Genomic DNA, 18,922 nt, shown 5'->3' on the forward strand with positions numbered 1-18,922 from the left:
TTATAACTAAATCCTAGAACTTATAAGTAACCCCCACTCTAAAGTTTCTTCCAGGTTCTGCCTGCCAATAATAAGCCTCTAGCCATTTGTAGTACGAACCGCTGTATAAGTATTTGTCTAAGATATTAAATACGTTTGCTGTAACTTTAACTTTCCCTGTTTCATAAGATAAACCTCCATCAAGTTTAAAATAAGATGGCAGTTTTTGAAGACCTTCACTCCAAGTATCTGTCTGGCGGCCGTCAAGGAAAGTTCCTCCAATAGAAGCGCCAAAACCTTTTAATTTTCCGTTTTGGACTGTATAATTTAACCAGGCGTTTGCTGTATGTTTAGCATATCCCGGAACTGTACTTCCAACAGTAATACTAGTTAATCTTGATTCTGTTACAATAGATTCTGTAAAAGCATAGTTGGCAATTAAATTAAGACCGTCAAAAAGTTTTCCTCTAATATCAAACTCCAAACCTTCTGCCCTTTTTTCTCCCAAGATAACTTTATAAATATCATTCGGTCCATTTGTTGGATCGGCAGTGAGCTCATTTTTCTTTATAATTCTGTAAGCAGACAAAGTAGTATTCCATGAGCCATCAAACCAGTCTTTTTTGATACCAAATTCAATGTTATTACCTGTGAGCGGTTTTATAGGATCTCCATTCTGAGTAATTCCAGATTGAGGTGTAAAGGCTTGATCATATAGCCCATAAACCGCAAAATCATCAGTAATAGAATAACTTAAACCTGCTCGAGGTGTAATGTGGCTGTCTTCTTGAGGTACATCATAGGCGCTAGTCTGGCTAATCCAAGTGTATCTTGCAGCAAGAGTCAATCTTAATTTATTTTGAAAAAAACCAAGTTCATCCTGAATATATCCAGCTGCATATTCTGAACCATAAAGTCCTCCTGCTCTCTGGCTTAAAGGAGTTTCATGATCGAAAGCAGGATAACCGTTAGAAGGTGTGCCATAATTTGGATTATATACATTGAAAGGACTTGCAGCAGTATCTAAATCATGAGATTGTCCCCAATCTGCCATGTAATCTTTACTTCCTAAATCTATTCCTCCTAATATTTTGTGCGAAACGCTACCTGTATTGAATTTTCCATTAACGAAAATCTGTCCTAAATACATATTACTTTCTGCATCCCAAATACCAACATTTCTAATAATATTCCCTGCTCCAAGCGCATTTTCGTCAGAACCAACAGTACTTGGCCATGAGCTATAACCTTGTTGAATGTATTTAAAATAAGACGTCTGAGCCGTTAACTTCCAGTTATCATCAAATTTATGTTCAAACTGCAAATACCCGCTGTGATCTTGTATGTTGGTATCTGGTAAACCTGGCGCTGTCATAGTGAAATCACGCGGCAGTGTAGCATAACCACCATCTTTAGGTCCAAAAACATAATAAGAGCCAACTTCTGTCATGTTTGCATATTGAAAATTGTATTCAAATGTCAATTTTGTTTTGTCATCAAATTGGTACGAAATTACTGGAGCAATTACGTAACGGTCATTATGCTCAAACGGACGGAATGAACCTTTCTTTTGTGCAGCTCCATTAAAACGGTATAATAATTTTCCTTTTTTATCTAATTTTCCGTCAAGGTCTACACTTACTCTGTAAAAATCATAGCTTCCAACCAAAGCACTAACTTCTCCTTTTGTAACGCCTGTTGGTTTTTTAGTCACCACATTATAAAGTCCGCTTGGATCTCCGCTCGAAAGCATAAATCCAGCCGGCCCTTTCACAAATTCGATATGATCTACAAAACTCATATCTTCTGTCAATGGTCCCCAGAAAGAAGAAACAACATTAAATCCGTTTCTAAATGCCTGAATCTGTGAACCTCTCATGGTAATATTGGTATACAAATCTCCCCAATGTTCCAAACGCACAGCACCGCTCACGTTACGGATTACTCCATCGCTCATACTTGTAATTTGCTGATCTTTTAAAGTTTGAGCACTTACAATTTGTATGTTTTGCGGAATTTCAAGCACTGGTGTCTGAAGACGCAAAGACATTGATGGTTTATCCTGTTTGTATTTGTTTTTCGTAATTACAACTTCCTGAAGATCTTCCTGACTTTCGTTTAACGAAAAGTTTTTAGTCGTAGTTTGTTTTGCTGTCACTACAATATTGGCTTCCACTGGAGCAATTCCCACCGCACGAACTACAATAGTATAATTTCCTGGTTTTACTCTCGTAATTTCATATTGTCCTGAAACAGTCGTAACATCAGAATATTTAGTCCCTTTTAGTGTTACAGCTATATTTTCGGCAGCAGTGTTACCACCTAAAGAAATTTTACCTGCTACTTTTCCAAAGTCCTGTCCCATCATAGTTATCGAACATAATAGAAGCGCAAAAATGTAAACTCCTTTATTAAAAATTATTTTCATTTTGGTTTGATTTTAAATTGCTGGGCAAAAGTAATTTCAAATATTCGGTTTTCCAAATTATTTTTATCCGTTCTAAATAAATATAACAATTTATAAAAAATCAGCAGTAAAATTAGATTCAAACAGCCTTATTAAGTTATTTCCTGATAAATTAATCTAGGTTAAGTATTTATAACAGAATCTCTTTTTATCTTTATGATTCCAAATTCAACACAAAATTCACTTAATAAAATATTGACATGAAGCCAGATACAATAAGAAAAGTAGCCATTGTAGGTTACAATAGAATACCTTTTGCAAGAGCCAATACGGCTTATTCGAATGTTGGCAATAAAGAAATGATGACCGCAGCACTCACTGGTCTTATTGATAAATACGGGCTGAAAGGAAAATTATTAGGCGAAGTTGCTGGCGGAGCGGTTATTAAACATACCTATGACAATAATTTGATCCGCGAATGTGTGATGCAGACTAGTCTTGATCCTGCAACTCCTGCGTGCGATTTACAGCAGGCATGTGACACTGGAATTGAAAGCGCAGTTTATATCGCTAATAAAATTGCCCTGGGACAAATTGAATCTGGAATTGCAGGTGGTGTCGATTCTATTAGTGATATGCCGATTGCTGTCAGCGAAAAGCTTAGAAAAATATTATTAGATGCTAGAAAAGCAAAATCATTGGGAGAAAAAATCAAATTATTTCTAAAACTTCGCCCAAAAGATTTCAGTCCGTTAGTTCCTAAAAATGAAGAATCGCAAACTGGACTTTCAATGGGCGGGCATACTGAAATCACTGCCAAACATTATAAAATTTCAAGAGAAGATCAAGATCAATTTGCTTTAAAAAGTCACTTGAATATGGCAAAAGCTTATGATGAGGGATTTTTTAATGATATGATTACGCCTTTCAACGGATTAGAAAAAGATAATAATTTAAGAAAAGACAGTACAATTGAAAAATTAGCCAAGCTAAATCCAGCTTTCGATAAAGTAAACGGCACTTTGACAGCAGGAAATTCTACGCCTTTAACAGATGGGGCTTCTTGTATTCTTCTAGCAAGCGAAGAATGGGCAAAAGAACAAGGGCTTCCTATTTTGGCTTACATTACGTTTGCAGAAATTGCTGCTATCGAATACGTTAAAAATCAGCAGAATCTTTTATTAGCTCCACTATTTGCTGCTTCCAGAATGCTCGAAAAAGCAGGATTAAATCTTCAGGACTTTGATTACTATGAAATTCACGAAGCTTTTGCCGCACAGGTTTTAGCTACTTTAAAAATTTGGGAAAGTCCAGAACTCAGCGAATCGATTGGTTTAAAAAAAGCTTTAGGAGCTATCGATCGAAATAAATTAAACGTAAAAGGAAGCAGCTTAGCAGCCGCTCATCCCTTTGCTGCAACTGGCGGAAGAATTATTGGTGTAATGGCAAAATTGCTGAACGAAAAAGGTTCTGGAAGAGGTTTTGTCTCTATTTGTGCAGCCGGCGGACAAGGAGTTACTATGATAATTGAGAAATAAATAAATAAATAAATGAATATTTATAAAAAGCATTAAGAGAAATTGATGATAGATAAAATAAACCCGACAGGTTTTAAAAACCTGCCGGGTTTAATATGTAAAAAAGAATCTTACTAAATTTTTAAAAAGCAAATTCTTCAACAGAAGATAAGGCTTTCGCCAATACATTTTCTGTGAAATCAGGAATTGTAGTTCCTTCTGTGGAACCTTTTGGCTAAAAACTAAAACACTACAAAAACTTTACAGCAAATTTGTCATCGCAGCGTTTCTCGTGTTTTGACATTATGATACTCAATATGTAAAAAACATAACATTTGAAGATCAATATATTGTACAGAAAAAGATTAAATTTGAAATACCCAAATCATCTAAATTCTGAATAATTATGAGAAAAAATCTACCCTTTAATATCAAAAAGCGATTGTTCAATTATTTCTTATCAATTTTTGCTTTATTACTTTCGCTGCAATCCTATTCACAATATATTACCCAAAACCTAGCTCCTACAGCGGTCATTAAAGAAGGGCTCGCACTGGAACAATCTTCTGATGGAAGAATTTTTATTGCAGAAAGAGGCGGAATTGTCAAAGTATTTCAAAACAATGCTGTCTCGACTGTTTTTACCGTAACTACTGTAACGGACAATGAACAAGGTTTACTTGGATTAACCCTGCATCCAAACTTTACCACAAATGGTTACATTTATGTATTCTACGCCATTAACGACGGCGGTGTAATCCGACATCGTATTGAGAGAGTCAAAATCGACAATGCTAATCAAGTAGTTAGCAGACAGGAAATTCTACTTTTAGAACCTATTGGCGGCGGATTTCATAATGGTGGTGATTTAAAGTTCTTTAACGGATTTCTATATGTAACCGTTGGAGATAGTCAGCAAAATACAAACTCACAAGATCTTGATACTTATAAAGGAAAAATTCTTCGGCTAACAGAAGACGGTCTGCCCGCGCCTGGAAATCCATATTATGGAACTGGTTCTGTACAAAGACAAAGCATCTGGGTTTATGGATTTAGAAATCCTTGGAGATTAGTTGCCAATACTACAGCCAATAAATTATTTGTACTGGATGTTGGAACTTCATGGGAAGAAGTAAACGAAATCAGCAATCCAGCAATTCGCAATTATGCCTGGGGACACCCACAAGGCGGCGATGGAAAACAAACAGAAACCAATTTATTTACCAATCCGATATTTACTTATGCAACCGGAAGTATCGGAAATGCTTTGACCAATGGCTTATTATACAATCCAACAACGCCTCGTTATCCTGATCTTCAGGGAAAATTTATTATAAAAGATTTTCTTCGAAATGCTATTCGATCTTTCGATCCTAATATTCCAGATCCAGTTTCAACTGAGTTTTATACCGCACCACACCAGCAAGCACTCGGAATGATGTTAGGCAACGATGGTTATATTTATTATTGCGCTTACGGAAATAATGGTTCGCTAATTAAACTCGATTATATAGAAACTGCTGCGCCAACAATAGTAAATCATCCTGTTTCTCAAAGTATTATGCAGACTACTCCTGTAACTTTTACGGTTTCTGCAAGCGGCGTTGGGCTTTCCTATCAATGGCAGTTTAATAATGTAAATATTTCGGGAGCAAATGCTGCTTCTTATACCATTTCGAATGTTACAACAGCAAATGCAGGTGCTTATAGAGTGATAGTTAGCAATACTGCAGGCAATGTAACCAGTAATCCTGCAACGTTAACAGTAACACCATTTAGTAATGCTCCAACAGTTACGATTGTTTCTCCTTTACCAACTTTAAAATGGAATGCCGATGATGTAGTTCATTTTGAAGCAACAGCAACAGATATTGAAGATGGAACATTACCAGCAAGTGCATTTTCATGGAATATTGATCTTTTCCACGAAGATATTCCAGGAGCTGGGCATTCACATCCTGGTGCAAGTCCGCAAGGCGTAAAATCTGGTGATTTTACAGCATCTAATCAAGGCGAAAAAACACCAAATGTTTGGTATCGCTTTACAGTAAAAGTAACCGACAGCAATGGCTTAACAGCATCAACCTTTGTAGACATTAAACCAAATTTAGTCGATGTAACTGTAACAAGCTCTCCTGCTCTATTGGCTTTAGAATTCAACCAAAAACCAGTTACAGCACCATCAACAAAACAAGTTGTAGCCAATGCCTCTTTGCAGACATTAAATGCTCCAACTCCGCAATATGTTGGAAACATTAGATATGACTTTGATCATTGGGATCATGGCGGAGCGGCTAATCAAACCTTCAAAGCACCTGCAATAGGAACCGCAGTTTACACAGCTGTTTATACGGCAACAACACTTCCAAACGCACCTTATTTAGGAATAATAGCTCAAATTCCAGGCATTATCGAAGCTGAAAATTATGACGTTGGTCCAAGTGCTTATTTTGACAGCAATGGCGGCGGTGACACAGCTTACAGAGCTGGCGATGGCGTAGGAACTGAAGCTTGCAGCGAAGGCGGATTTAATCTTGCGTATGTGGCTAAAAACGAATGGCTAAAATACACTGCAAGAGTAAATACAACAGGAAATTATAATATCAATCTAAGAGTCGCATCGCCTTATAATACCCGAAAATTACATCTTGAAGTCGATGGTGTAAATGTAACTGGAACGGTAAATATTCCAAATACTACTGGCTTTCAGGCTTGGCAGACAGTTACCATTCCAAACATTCCTTTAACGCAGGGGGCGCGTGTGATTACTTTATTTTTTGAAGAAGGCGACATCAACGTTAATAAAATGGAATTTGTATTAACGGGAAGCACAACTGCACCAATTGCAGATTTTGAAGTTAATACCCAAATGGGATGCCTTAATACTGCCGTTACTTTTACTTCTGTTTCGGTTGGAACTGTTGATAATTATGTGTGGAATTTTGGTGAAAATGCGACACCCGCAACTGCAACAGGAATTGGTCCTCACAGCGTAATTTATTCAACCGAAGGAACAAAAACCGTTTCATTAACGGTTAGCAATACCATTGGAAACAATAAAAAAGAAATTGCTTACATGGTGCATAATTGCAGTCTTGGTGTTGAAAATCCAAATGGAGAATCCAATAAAATCATTGTTTTTCCAAATCCTTCAACAGGAATATTCCACTTATCTAAAGAATTAGAATGGACTGTTTATTCGCCTTTAGGAACTAAGGTAAAACAAGGAAAAGGAAATTTAATTTCTATTTCAGAACATCCAACGGGAATCTATTTTGTAAAAACAAATGCTGCTTCTAAAGCAATTTCTATCAGTAAACAATAAAATCAGCCTTAAAAATTCATTTTTTTGTAGTAAATTACAGCTTCTAAAAGACAAGTTCATTTTAAACCGTAAAAAAAATGATAGACTCAAAAATACCAGAAGGTCCACTTGCAGAAAAATGGAATAATTACAAGGCAAAAGCAAAGCTTGTAAATCCTGCAAATAGAAAAAAACTGAATGTTATTGTAGTCGGAACTGGACTTGCAGGCGCTTCGTGTGCCGCATCGCTGGCTGAACAAGGTTATAATGTAAAGTCTTTTTGTTTTCAGGATTCTCCTAGACGTGCGCATTCTGTCGCCGCACAAGGTGGTGTAAATGCGGCTAAAAACTACAAAAATGACGGTGACAGCACTTTTAGAATGTTTTATGATACCATTAAAGGCGGAGATTTTAGATCCCGAGAAGCCAATGTGTATCGTTTAGCGGAATGTTCTGCTGCTCTCATCGATCATGCAGTCGCTCAGGGCGTTCCATTTGCAAGAGAATATGCTGGTTATTTGAATAATAGATCTTTTGGAGGCGTTCAAGTTTCACGGACTTTTTATGCCAGAGGTCAAACGGGACAGCAGCTTTTACTGGGTGCTTATCAAGCATTAGAACGGCAGGCCTCTTTGGGAAAAGTAGCTTTGTACACACGCCATGAAATGCTTGAACTAGTAGTTATTGAAGGCAAAGCCAAAGGTATAATTGCAAGAAATCTTGAAACAGGAATTTTAGAACGCCATGCTGCAGACGTGGTAGTTTTAGCTTCTGGAGGTTACGGAAAAGTATATTATTTGTCTACTTTGGCAATGGGCTGCAATAGTTCAGCAATTTGGCGTGCACATAAAAAAGGCGCTTTTATGGCAGGTGTAAGCTGGATTCAGTTCCATCCTACTTCATTGCCGCAGCACGGAGCAAATCAGTCCAAATTGACTTTGATGTCAGAATCGCTTCGAAATGACGGGCGAATCTGGGTTCCTAAAAAGGCTGCCGATGACCGTGATCCAAATCTAATTCCAGAAGAAGAACGAGATTATTATTTAGAGCGCCGTTATCCTTCATTTGGAAACCTGGCTCCAAGAGATATTTCGTCAAGAGCTGCAAAAGAAAGAATCGATGCAGGTCATGGCGTGGGTCCAATGAAAAATGCGATTTATCTCGATTTTTCTGATGCCATTAATGCCCAGGGAAAAGATAAAATAGAAGCCAAATACAGCAATCTTTTTGCGATGTATGAAAAAATTACCGGCATTAACGCCTATAAAGAACCCATGCTGATTTCGCCGGCGGCGCATTTTACAATGGGCGGACTTTGGGTTGATTATGAATTAATGACCACCATTCCTGGATTATTTGCTTTAGGCGAAGCGAACTTTGCAGATCATGGTGCTAATCGTCTTGGAGCAAATTCGTTACTTCAAGCCTGTGTAGATGGCTATTTTATTGCGCCTTATACGATTCCGAACTATTTGGCTGGCGAATTAAACGCGCCAAAATTTGACATCTCCCATCCTGCTTTTGATGAAGCGGAAAAAAGCGTTAGAAGACAATTAGATCGTTTTTTACATACCAACGGAACGCTTTCTGCAGATTACTTTCATAAAAAAATCGGACGTTTATTATACGAGAAATGCGGACTTTCGAGAAGCAGGGAAAAACTTGAAGAAGCGATAATTGAAATTAGAGAACTCAAATCTTCTTTTGAAAAAGATCTTCGAATTACCGGCGATAATACTTTAAACAGCGAATTGGAAAAAGCAGGACGAATCGCCGATTATATTGAATTGGCTGAATTAATGTGTTACGATGCCTTACAACGTGAAGAATCCTGCGGCGCACATTTTAGGGAAGAATACCAAACTCCAGATGGCGAAGCTGTTCGCAATGATGAAGATTTCTGTTACGTTTCGGCTTGGGAATGGAAAGGAAATAATCAAGAGCCTGAGTTACACAAAGAACCTTTGGTATTTGAATCGGTTGAACTGGCTGTGAGAAGCTATAAATAATTGTGAATTGTGAATTGTAAATTGTGAGTTGTGAGTTGTGAATTGTGAAATTGTAACTGCAACCGAGACTGAAAACTGAGACTGAAAACTGAGACTGAAAACCGAGACTGAAAACCGAGACTGAAAACCGAGACTGAAAACCGAGACTGAAAACCGAGACTGAAAACCGAGACTGAAAACTGAGACTGAAAACTGAGACTGAAAACTGAGACTGAAAACCGAGACTGAAAACTAAAAAACAAAAAAACATGAAGCTGTATCTTAAAATTTGGCGTCAATTTGATACTTCATCAAAAGGAGAAATGATAGATTATGAAATTGATGAAGTGTCTGAACATATGTCTTTTTTAGAAATGCTGGATCTTTTAAACGAATCTCTTATTCAGCAAGGTGAGCGTGTTATCGAATTTGATCACGACTGTCGTGAAGGTATCTGCGGTCAGTGTGGTGTGATGATTAACGGACGAGCTCATGGTCCTTTAAAAAATACTACAACCTGCCAGCTTCACATGAGAAGTTTTAAAGATGGCGATACCATTTATATTGAACCTTTTCGCGCCAAAGCATTTCCTGTTTTAAGAGACTTAAAAATAGACCGAAAAGCTTTTGACTCTATTATAGCAGCTGGAGGTTTTATTAGCGCATCTACAGGTCAGGCGCCTGAGGCTAACAGTATTCCGATTTCTTATGAAACTGCAGAAGAAGCTTTTGATGCCGCTGCTTGTATTGGATGCGGGGCATGTGTGGCTTCATGCAAAAATGCCAGCGCCGCTTTATTTGTAGGTGCCAAAATAACACACTTAGCTTTGCTTCCACAAGGAAAAGTAGAGGCTTCTAAACGTGCCATTACAATGGTAAAGAAAATGGATGAAGAAGGCTTTGGAGCCTGCTCTGATACACGCGCTTGTGAAATCGAATGCCCACAGGGAATTTCGGTGCTTTCAATTGCTAAAATGAATCTGGAATATATGAAAGCTTTAGCTTTTAGGAAATAAATTTGTCAATTTATTATTTAAAATAAAACGTATTAATTGTCATTTCGATCCCGAGGCTTCGGGAGAGAAATCTCCGTTAGAAGCCCTACAAATTGGATTAACTTTGCGGAGTCACTTGCGGGGATTTCTCTCCCGAAGCCTCGGGATCGAAATGACAAAAATGAGAGAAAACTTTCTCCCTTAGTGTCTTTGTGGCAAACCAAAAATCTTAAACCACAAAATAAGGTGTCAAGATATCTTCAAAATTGTACAATCCGTTTTCTTTTTCTTTGATGTTTTCTGCTACGAAAATTACTCCGTTTCCAAAAGCTTCCCTAGAAATTGATTCGTGTATAATTCGAACCGTTTGAAAAGGAAAACCAAAAATTACTTCATGTTTTCCAACTATACCTCCAGCTCTCACAGAATTGATGTTCTCTTTATCTACATCGAGCGCTTCTGCAATTTTAATGGCAGTTCCCGAAGTTCCTTCTTTAGCTTTAAAATGTTCTTCATTTACTTCAATATCAACCCACGGCGCAATTTTCTTCAAAAATTTAGCGGCAAATAATAAATAGTTAACGCCGAGAGTAATATTCGGCGACCAAAAAACAGTTGTTTTCTGACCTAACTTTTTTAGAAACTGCAATTCCTTGTCTTTATAATGTGAAATTGCCGAAATTATTTTGATGTTCTTTTTTGCGGCGGCTTCACCATATGTGTAAATTCCCTGATGAGAAGAGAAATCTATAATGACATCTACTGGATGGCTTTCCAGCAATTCTTCAATAGGCGTTTTGAAACTAGAATAGATTAAGCCGGGTTCGTCTGACTGCACTCCAAAAAATTCAGGCACCGATCTGTGTTCTAAAGTTGTACTTTGTCTTAAAACCCATTCTAAGCAGAATTTTTTATTTTCTAATAATATTGAAGCTACTGATTTTCCAGTTTTTCCGAATCCGATTAATCCTATTTTCATAAGCATTTGTTTTTGATGAGCGAAGGGCTCGTTAGAAAAAATTGATACTGTAAAGTGGTAAATATCAATTCGAATTTTAATTCATAAAAACAGTTTTCAAACTGCTATTTGAGTAAAAATAGGAAAATCATAACAGAACTGCCAACGAAATTTAGATTTTATAACAAAAAATGAAGTTGTTAGTCGGTTTTTTATTACTAATGAAATTTTTTTGATGAGATAATTTGAAGTAATTTTTCTCACTGAAAAGTATCTTTTTTAAGCTAATTTCATACATAAAAAATACCTTAAAAAAAGGATTTGGTAATATACAACTAAACATATTTTCAGTAGATTTACAGCCTGGTACCCCAAGTTAATATCAGTAAATAATGGCTTACAATAAAAATGAATTAGTCCGATTTTTAGATGCTCAGAACAAATTGTATTTAACAGCTCTAGACGAAATAAAAAAAGGCAAAAAAGAATCTCCATGGATGTGGTTTATCTTTCCACAAATAAAAGGAATGGGTTCAAGTGATACTTCTAAATTTTATGAAATTAAAAATGCCGACGAAGCAATTGCTTTTCTTGAACATCCAATTTTAGGTAAACATTTGGTTGAAATTACAGCCGAATTAATCAAAAAAGAAAAAGAAAAGGTAAACGATATATTCGGAAGTACTGATGCCGAAAGACTGCAATCCTCCATGACACTTTTTGCAAGTGTTCAAAATTCAGAACCTATCTTTCAAGAAGTTCTGCATAAATATTTTGATGGATCGTCTGATTTTCATACACTTCAGCTGTTGTACAATAACCTGTAAATTGGTTGTATTTAAAGGCTTTGACTTTAAATTTGTATAAAAAATAACAGCTTTTTGGAATATTTAAAAATAAGATATCTATATTTGCAACATTGTTGCAATTACTTATTTCAGTATTAGATACTTAGTTTTGCACAGAAATACCACTGAATGAAAAGGAGAATCGTAGTTGTAAATTTCATAGCATCTTTTGCAGTATTGTGCGCAATGCTGTTTCAAACTGTGCACTCTTATGAACATTTTTTTAAACAACTTTCAGAAAGACCTTGTCAGCATCATTCAAGTGCCAATCAGAAACAAATAACACACAGTCATTCTACTGATACAAAATGTCATGTTTGTCATTTTTCTTTCAGCACATTCATTCCAAATGCTTTTCAGACTGTCATTTTTCAAAAAACATATGTAGAAACTAAACTGGTATTTACTTATACCAAATCAGTTTCAACATTCTTCAAAGGAAGCTTATTTGCTTTACGAGCTCCTCCTGCTCTATTTTAGTTTACTAGTTTTATTTTATCGAGTCAAATCTTTGTTTTCAAATTAAAGATTAGTGCAAAGAGATCTTATTTGCTCCTTTCTCTATCTGCGCTTTCGCGAATAAACCGCTGTAAATTTCCCTCATTTAAAACTATTCAGAATTCTAGCCTATTCCTATAGCTTAGAATGCTGTCATTTTCAAAATATATCCAAATCCAAATAATATAATTATGCTTACAGCCGAAAATCTAACCAAAAAATATGGTGATTACACTGCTTTAAATGCTTTAAACTTAACTATTAATGAAGGTGAAATATTTGCTCTTTTAGGGCAGAATGGTGCCGGAAAGACAACTACTATTAATTTATTTCTAGGGTTTATAGAACCTTCAGAAGGATCTTTAACTATCAATAATATTCCCGTTACATTAAACGCAAAAACTACTAAAGAATTTGTCGCCTATATTCCAGAAACTGTCATGCTTTATCCGAATTTAACGGGTATAGAAAATCTTAAATTTTTCTCCTCGCTGGCAGGTTTCAAATATTCAAAAGGTGAACTGGAATATTTTTTAAACAAAGCTGGACTTCAGACCAAAGCACACGACCAAAATCTCAGCGGTTATTCTAAAGGAATGCGTCAAAAAGTCGGAATTGCAATTGCAATTGCTAAAAAAGCTAAAGTGCTTTTATTGGACGAACCCACAAGCGGTTTAGATCCAAAAGCTTCTAATGAATTTTCTCAAATTTTAAAAGAGCTTTCTGCAGATGGAACGGCAATTTTAATGGCAACTCACGACATTTTCAGAGCGCGCGAAGTGGCGTCTCATATCGGAATTATGAAGCAGGGAAATCTAGTTACCGTAATTGAAGCCTCAAAAATCTCTGCAAACGAATTGGAAGATTTGTATTTACAAACTGTTTAAAAGGAAATACTGATTTCCATCTCGATAAAAATGAAACATTTACTTTCCTTACTATTTTTAGTAAGCACTTTTTCTATTGTCCATTCGCAAAGCAATCAAAAAGTTAGAGACAGCATCATTAAGGATTCTCTTGAACTGGAAACCAAGCGAAACGAATTGCAGACTGTTGAGATTGTAGGACGCTCAACGCGAAAATACAATAGCGACTACTCTTTTTCGGCAACCAAAACTGCTGCCTTAAATAAAGATATTCCGCAGTCTATTTCGACTATTACCAAAGAATTAATTGCCGATAAGGGAGCGATTTATCTTGCTGATGTAGTAAAAATGGCCAGCGGTGTAATTCCGGCCAGTTATTACAATCAATATACGATTCGCGGTATAAGTCAAAATGAAGAAGGACAGATTATAAACGGAATGCGAACCAGACAATACTATTTTTTACAACCTTTAACTAGTAATATTGAAAGAGTTGAAATAATCAAAGGTCCGTCGAGTGCTACATTTTCTTCTGTCGATCCTGGCGGAAGTATTAATATGGTGACCAAGAAACCTTTGGCAGTAGACCGAAAGGAAGTTAGTCTAACTGTTGGTAGTTTTAGTACTTTACGAGGAACACTTGATTTCACAGGTCCGTTAAACGAATCGAAAACACTTTTGTATCGTGTCAACGGAGCGTATCAGGAAGCCAAATCATTTCGGGATTTAGTCAATAATAAGTCCTTTTTGATTTCTCCTTCTTTTAGTTATATTCCGAATGAAAAAACAGCAATCAATACGGAGCTGATTTTAAGCGACATGACTGGAGTTCTAGACCGCGGACAACCGATTTTTGGAGCTGTTGCAGGTAAAACCAATTTACTTACAACGCCAATAAGTCTCAATCTAGGCGATTCAGGAGACTTTTTTAAATCGAAAGAAATGATTTTGATGACCAATTTTGCTCATAAATTCACATCAAAAATTGGTTTCAATGCTTCGTATATGAAACAAACCTGGACAGAGAACCTGCAAGAACATCGTACCACCAATGGTTTTGCTGTAGACATGAACAATCAGCCAGTTACGAGTCTGGCAATGATGCAGTTTGTGCAGCGCCAGCAATATTGGGATATCGATAATCTAAGCGCTTATTTAAATTTTGATTTTAAAACAGGCAAACTCAATCATAAACTATTAAGTGGTTACGATTTAAGCAGCTGGAACAAGAACATCGGCGGCGGGCAAAATGCTGCGAGAGGTTATTTATTAAATGACGGAACTGTGGCGAGTACTTTTGTTCCTGCAAATGCATCAAATTACCAAACTGTAACTGTAAACGGTGTTGTTTTACCCAAACCAAACGTCAATTTCTTTGATTTAAACAATCCTTCTTACGCTTTAAGAAATACACAGGATTATGTTTTAAATGTTCGTACAGCGCTTCCGTCTGCACTTACAACAACAAACGCAGTTTACATTCAAGATCAGATTCAATGGGAAAAATTTACTTTTTTATTAGGATTGAGAAACGAATGGTTCGAAGATATTACCAATTATGAAACGAACAACGAGATAACAGTTAAAAAATCTGCATTACTGCCTAGAATTGGCGTTACGTATGCTGTTAATAATGCTATTAATCTATACACCACTTACTTGGAGGGTTATCAGCCTCAGTCCAATACAACTACTTTAATGCCTCAGACAGGAAGTTTACCTGCGGGAAGTCTCTTCAAACCTTTGGAAAGTGATTTAAAAGAGGTTGGTCTAAAAGCTGTTTTCTTCAATAATACCGTAAGTTTTAATGCTGCTGTTTACGAAATCAATCAGCGTAATATATTAATGAACGCCAATGATCCTGCTAACCCAGATTTATTGGTAACGAGAGGTTCTGAAAGAAGCCGTGGTTTTGAATGTGATTTGGCTGGATATATTACTCCAGACTGGCAGATTAATGCTTCATACAGTTACATTGATGCGGAAATTACAAATGATGCCAATTCCTCATTAATTGGACAGCGAAAACAGAATACACCAAAAAACAGCGCCAATCTTTGGACACGCTACAATTTTGCTTCTGACTCTGCTCTGGATGATTTCGGAATTGGTTTTGGAATGCAGTATCAAAGCAGTAAAGTACCTTGGTTTACAAGAGATTTTATACTTCCAGATTTTACCATTTTTGATGCTGCTCTTTATTACAAACCTAATAATAGTAATATGCAGATTGCTGTAAACGCAGGCAATCTTTTGAATAAAACCTATTGGCTGGGCGCGCAGAATTACCTGCGTTTGTTTCCGGGAAGTCCAACAAACGTAAGCCTCACCATAACTTATAAATTTTAATTTATATGAAATTACTTCACACAGAACTCCTTATAGCCAGACATTTTAAAAACTCGATTTTTAAAAATCAGGCAGTTTATATTATTACCATTTTTATTGGAATTTTGCTCTTATATGCCGCATTCACAGGCTGGGACAATTACAAGAGTCAAAATGAAACCAGCGAAAAATATCAGCATGAATCTCGAGAAGACTGGCTGAAAAATCCAGATAAGAATCCGCATAGAATGGCGCATTATGGAAACTTTGCTTTTAGAAAAAGTACACCATTAAGTGTTTTCGAATTTGGAATGGAACCGTTTTTTGGAAATGCAATTTTCTTGGAAGCCCACAAACAAAATACAGCCAATTTCTCTGAAGCTGGATTTTCGAACAGTATGCTTCGTTTTGGCGAAATCAGTATTGCGATGGTGCTGCAGGTTTTGTTACCGCTTCTTATTTTTTTCCTCGGATTTAATGCGGTCGCAGCCGAAAGAGAAAACGGAACTTTAAAACTGCTTTTGAGTCAGGGAATCAGTTGGAAACAACTTTTAAGGGGTAAAATTTTAGGAATTGCAAGTGTGATTATGATGCTTTTTATTCCGACGATTTTGGTACTTGTTTTTATCTGGCTGTTGCTTCAGAATTTTACCATTTCTTCAGATGAAACGATTAAAATGGTCTTATTCATTCTTTTTCATTTTATTTATCTGATCTTCTTTTGTGTGATTGCCGTTTTAATTTCGGCTTCAGCCAAAACATCAAAAAAAGCTTTGATTTCATTAATCGGAATTTGGCTGGTTTTTACGATTATTTTACCCCGAACAACTCAGGCAATTGGGGCTTATATCTACGAAGCGCCGTCTAAAATTCAGTTTCAGAGTGAGATCGAAAAAGATATTCTGAAGCAGGGAGACAGCCATAATCCGAATGATCCGCATTATAAAGCCATAAAAGATTCACTGCTGCGCGCTTACAAAGTCGATTCTGTGCAAAAACTTCCCTTTAATTACTCTGGTTATATTATGACCGAAGGAGAAAAAATTAGTTCCAGAATTTACAATGAGCATTTAGCAGAGCTTTTAAAAATTTACAAAAAGCAAAATAGCTTTTCAAAGACAGTTTCCTTTTTGAATCCGTATATCGCGATGAAAAACTTATCGATGGGTTTATCCAATACCGATTACGAATCGTATGTAGATTTTCAAAAACAAGCCGAAGATTATCGTTATGCAATGGCGCAGAAAATGAATGGACTTCAGATTAAATACATCAGCAATAAAAAACCTGGACCAAATGATAAACCGCTTACGATTGGTAAAGAACATTGGGCCGATGTAGAAGAATTTCACTACGAACCTAAAAAAATCGGAACGGTTCTTAAAAACGAAATTATCTCGATTATTTCAATTATTCTCTGGATTTCACTGCTTTTCATTTTAGTTCGAATTGCATCCAAAAAACTTAAAGCCATTTAATATGTTAGCATTATTATATAAAAATTTCATTCGGTCAAAAGGAACCAAAATTGGGCTGCTTTTCTTGTTGTGCATTGGTTTTATAAGTCTTTTAATTGGAAAACAATTTCAGGACAAACAGCAGAGTAATATCGAACAAGCTGCCGTTTACCAGAAAGAACATATCGCCAGAAATGCCGCATTTCATAAAGATGAAATCGGACTTTTACTGTATTACATCAAGTTTTCCTTAGTTAATAAAACACTGCCTATAAACAGTTTAGCGATCGGACAACGCGATGTTAATCCTTCTATTCAAAGTGTTACGATTCGTGGATTGGAAGGTCAGAAATACGATTCAGAACTCAATAACCCTAATAATCTTCTGGCAGGAAATATCGATTTCAGTTTTGTACTGATTTATCTTTTTCCGCTTTTAATTATTTCCTTTTCGTACAATCTTATTTCAGAAGAAAAAGAAAGCGGTACTTGGAAAATTGTAGCAACGCAAAGTCAGAATACCTTCATTTACATTCTACAGTTATTTTACGTTAGAATTTTGAGTTTAATCGCATTGTTTACTATTTTACTTTTGACAGCTGTTTTATTCTTGAATATTCCACTGGATCAGACTTTTATCCTCTTTTACGGACTAGGGATTCTGTATATTTTGTTTTGGTTTTCGGTATGCTTTTTTATTGTTTCACTTCAAAAACATTCTAATTTTAATGCTGTTCTATTATTGACGGTCTGGTTGTTTTTAATAATCGTTGTTCCTGCCGGAATTAATGCTTACATCGTTAATCAATACAAAGTTCCAGAAGCTTTAGAACTGACTTTGAAACAGCGAAATGCGTATCACGAAAAATGGGACATGGATAAAAATGAGACTGTGGAGAAATTTTACAAACACTACCCGCAGTTTAAAAGTTATGTTTTACCAGAAAAAGAATTCAGCTGGCTTTGGTATTACGCGATGCAGCAAATGGGCGACGATGAGTCGGCAGCAGAATCCCGCGAATTGGAAACCAAATTACAGCAGCGAAACGTTGCCAGTCAGAGAATTGCACAATTTATACCCACGCTTCATACGCAGCTGCAACTAAACGAAATCGCCCACGCCGATTTAGGAAATCAGCTTTTATTTTTGAAAGAAACGAAGCATTTTCATGAAAAAATGAGATTGTATTTTTATCCAAAAATATTCTCAGAAGCTCCCGTAAATGCAGAAAAATGGGATAAGTTTAAAGTCGAAACGTTTAATGATCCAACACAAATAAGTTTTGCAAAAGCATTTTTACCATTACTGCTTTTCAATTTAGTTATGATTGGTTTTGGATGGAGGAATTTTAAACGTGAAGCAATTTAATTTTTTAACCGCATAATTTCACCGCAAAGAACGCTAAGATTTACGCAATCCCGAAGCCTCGGGACGCTAAGTTTTTAGCTTTGGATAGGTAAAACGTTTTTAACCACAGAGAAAACAGAGGTTTTACACAGAGTTCGCAAAGTTCTTACAAAGCTTTGCGAACTTTGTGTTTTTATAAAACTCAGCATGTCAAAAAATCTTTGCACTCTTTGCGTTAAAAATATCAAGTCTATCAAAAAACCTTTGCGTCCTGAGGCTTCGGGATTGCGTTAAAAATATCAGCCTATCAAACAATTTTGCATTAGAAAAACACAAGCAAATTCTTGTTTCTAAACCTATTCTGAATAAAATTTCTGCAAACAATTAATAATTTTATTTTATTTAGAACTAATATAAATAAACTTTTAT

General features: G+C 36.1%; 12 protein-coding genes. 10 read left to right on the top strand and 2 right to left on the bottom strand.

Going from position 1 to position 18,922, the window contains the following annotated elements:
• Nucleotides 1-13: 13 nt before the first annotated feature.
• Nucleotides 14-2,407 carry a TonB-dependent receptor gene (locus EDB96_RS14750; protein WP_134141658.1) on the bottom strand — a complete coding sequence of 798 codons (2,394 nt, stop codon included), beginning with the start codon at nt 2,405-2,407 and terminating at the stop codon, nt 14-16.
• Between the two features lie 239 nt (nt 2,408-2,646).
• On the opposite strand from EDB96_RS14750, the gene EDB96_RS14755 reads away from it, so the two are divergent.
• From EDB96_RS14755 to EDB96_RS14775, 4 genes are all read left to right on the top strand, one after another.
• Nucleotides 2,647-3,924, top strand: coding sequence for an acetyl-CoA C-acetyltransferase (locus EDB96_RS14755; protein WP_134141659.1), 1,278 nt, complete (start codon nt 2,647-2,649; stop codon nt 3,922-3,924).
• Between the two features lie 385 nt (nt 3,925-4,309).
• Complete coding sequence (locus EDB96_RS14765) at nt 4,310-7,228, top strand: PQQ-dependent sugar dehydrogenase (RefSeq protein WP_134141660.1); 2,919 nt, start codon at nt 4,310-4,312, stop codon at nt 7,226-7,228.
• Nucleotides 7,229-7,305: 77 nt separating this feature from the next.
• Complete coding sequence (locus tag EDB96_RS14770) at nt 7,306-9,216, top strand: fumarate reductase/succinate dehydrogenase flavoprotein subunit (RefSeq protein WP_134141662.1); 1,911 nt, start codon at nt 7,306-7,308, stop codon at nt 9,214-9,216.
• Nucleotides 9,217-9,464: 248 nt separating this feature from the next.
• A complete protein-coding gene (locus EDB96_RS14775) occupies nt 9,465-10,211 on the top strand; it encodes a succinate dehydrogenase/fumarate reductase iron-sulfur subunit (protein ID WP_134141663.1) in 747 nt (248 codons plus the stop codon).
• 208 nt (nt 10,212-10,419) lie between these two features.
• Here EDB96_RS14775 and EDB96_RS14780 read toward each other — a convergent pair whose 3' ends face one another.
• Entirely contained in the window at nt 10,420-11,169 is a 750-nt protein-coding gene (locus tag EDB96_RS14780; protein WP_134141664.1) for a 4-hydroxy-tetrahydrodipicolinate reductase, read from the bottom strand.
• 371 nt (nt 11,170-11,540) lie between these two features.
• Between EDB96_RS14780 and EDB96_RS14785 the strand changes: the two genes are divergently transcribed.
• The 6 genes from EDB96_RS14785 to EDB96_RS14810 all read left to right on the top strand — a co-directional run bounded on the left by EDB96_RS14785 (nt 11,541) and on the right by EDB96_RS14810 (nt 18,514).
• Complete coding sequence (locus EDB96_RS14785; RefSeq protein ID WP_057118335.1) at nt 11,541-11,975, top strand: DUF1810 domain-containing protein; 435 nt, start codon at nt 11,541-11,543, stop codon at nt 11,973-11,975.
• Nucleotides 11,976-12,125: 150 nt separating this feature from the next.
• The gene (locus tag EDB96_RS14790; RefSeq protein WP_134141665.1) at nt 12,126-12,476 is read left to right on the top strand and encodes a hypothetical protein; all 351 of its coding nucleotides are present in this window, start codon (nt 12,126-12,128) and stop codon (nt 12,474-12,476) included.
• 209 nt (nt 12,477-12,685) lie between these two features.
• Complete coding sequence (locus tag EDB96_RS14795) at nt 12,686-13,381, top strand: ABC transporter ATP-binding protein (RefSeq protein WP_134141667.1); 696 nt, start codon at nt 12,686-12,688, stop codon at nt 13,379-13,381.
• A 30-nt stretch (nt 13,382-13,411) separates the two neighbouring features.
• A complete protein-coding gene (locus EDB96_RS14800) occupies nt 13,412-15,709 on the top strand; it encodes a TonB-dependent siderophore receptor (protein ID WP_134141668.1) in 2,298 nt (765 codons plus the stop codon).
• A 5-nt stretch (nt 15,710-15,714) separates the two neighbouring features.
• Complete coding sequence (locus tag EDB96_RS14805; RefSeq protein ID WP_134141669.1) at nt 15,715-17,166, top strand: ABC transporter permease; 1,452 nt, start codon at nt 15,715-15,717, stop codon at nt 17,164-17,166.
• A 1-nt stretch (nt 17,167) separates the two neighbouring features.
• Complete coding sequence (locus EDB96_RS14810) at nt 17,168-18,514, top strand: DUF3526 domain-containing protein (RefSeq protein WP_134141671.1); 1,347 nt, start codon at nt 17,168-17,170, stop codon at nt 18,512-18,514.
• Nucleotides 18,515-18,922 lie beyond the last annotated feature (408 nt).

Origin of the sequence: Flavobacterium sp. S87F.05.LMB.W.Kidney.N (assembly GCF_004366435.1) — a bacterium.
Classification (GTDB): domain Bacteria; phylum Bacteroidota; class Bacteroidia; order Flavobacteriales; family Flavobacteriaceae; genus Flavobacterium.

Coding starts and splice junctions, on each gene's coding strand:
- EDB96_RS14750 (WP_134141658.1), bottom strand. CDS start 2,407: ATGAAAATAATTTTTAATAAAGGAGTTTACATTTTTGCGCTTCTATTA.
- EDB96_RS14755 (WP_134141659.1), top strand. CDS start 2,647: ATGAAGCCAGATACAATAAGAAAAGTAGCCATTGTAGGTTACAATAGA.
- EDB96_RS14765 (WP_134141660.1), top strand. CDS start 4,310: ATGAGAAAAAATCTACCCTTTAATATCAAAAAGCGATTGTTCAATTAT.
- EDB96_RS14770 (WP_134141662.1), top strand. CDS start 7,306: ATGATAGACTCAAAAATACCAGAAGGTCCACTTGCAGAAAAATGGAAT.
- EDB96_RS14775 (WP_134141663.1), top strand. CDS start 9,465: ATGAAGCTGTATCTTAAAATTTGGCGTCAATTTGATACTTCATCAAAA.
- EDB96_RS14780 (WP_134141664.1), bottom strand. CDS start 11,169: ATGAAAATAGGATTAATCGGATTCGGAAAAACTGGAAAATCAGTAGCT.
- EDB96_RS14785 (WP_057118335.1), top strand. CDS start 11,541: ATGGCTTACAATAAAAATGAATTAGTCCGATTTTTAGATGCTCAGAAC.
- EDB96_RS14790 (WP_134141665.1), top strand. CDS start 12,126: ATGAAAAGGAGAATCGTAGTTGTAAATTTCATAGCATCTTTTGCAGTA.
- EDB96_RS14795 (WP_134141667.1), top strand. CDS start 12,686: ATGCTTACAGCCGAAAATCTAACCAAAAAATATGGTGATTACACTGCT.
- EDB96_RS14800 (WP_134141668.1), top strand. CDS start 13,412: ATGAAACATTTACTTTCCTTACTATTTTTAGTAAGCACTTTTTCTATT.
- EDB96_RS14805 (WP_134141669.1), top strand. CDS start 15,715: ATGAAATTACTTCACACAGAACTCCTTATAGCCAGACATTTTAAAAAC.
- EDB96_RS14810 (WP_134141671.1), top strand. CDS start 17,168: ATGTTAGCATTATTATATAAAAATTTCATTCGGTCAAAAGGAACCAAA.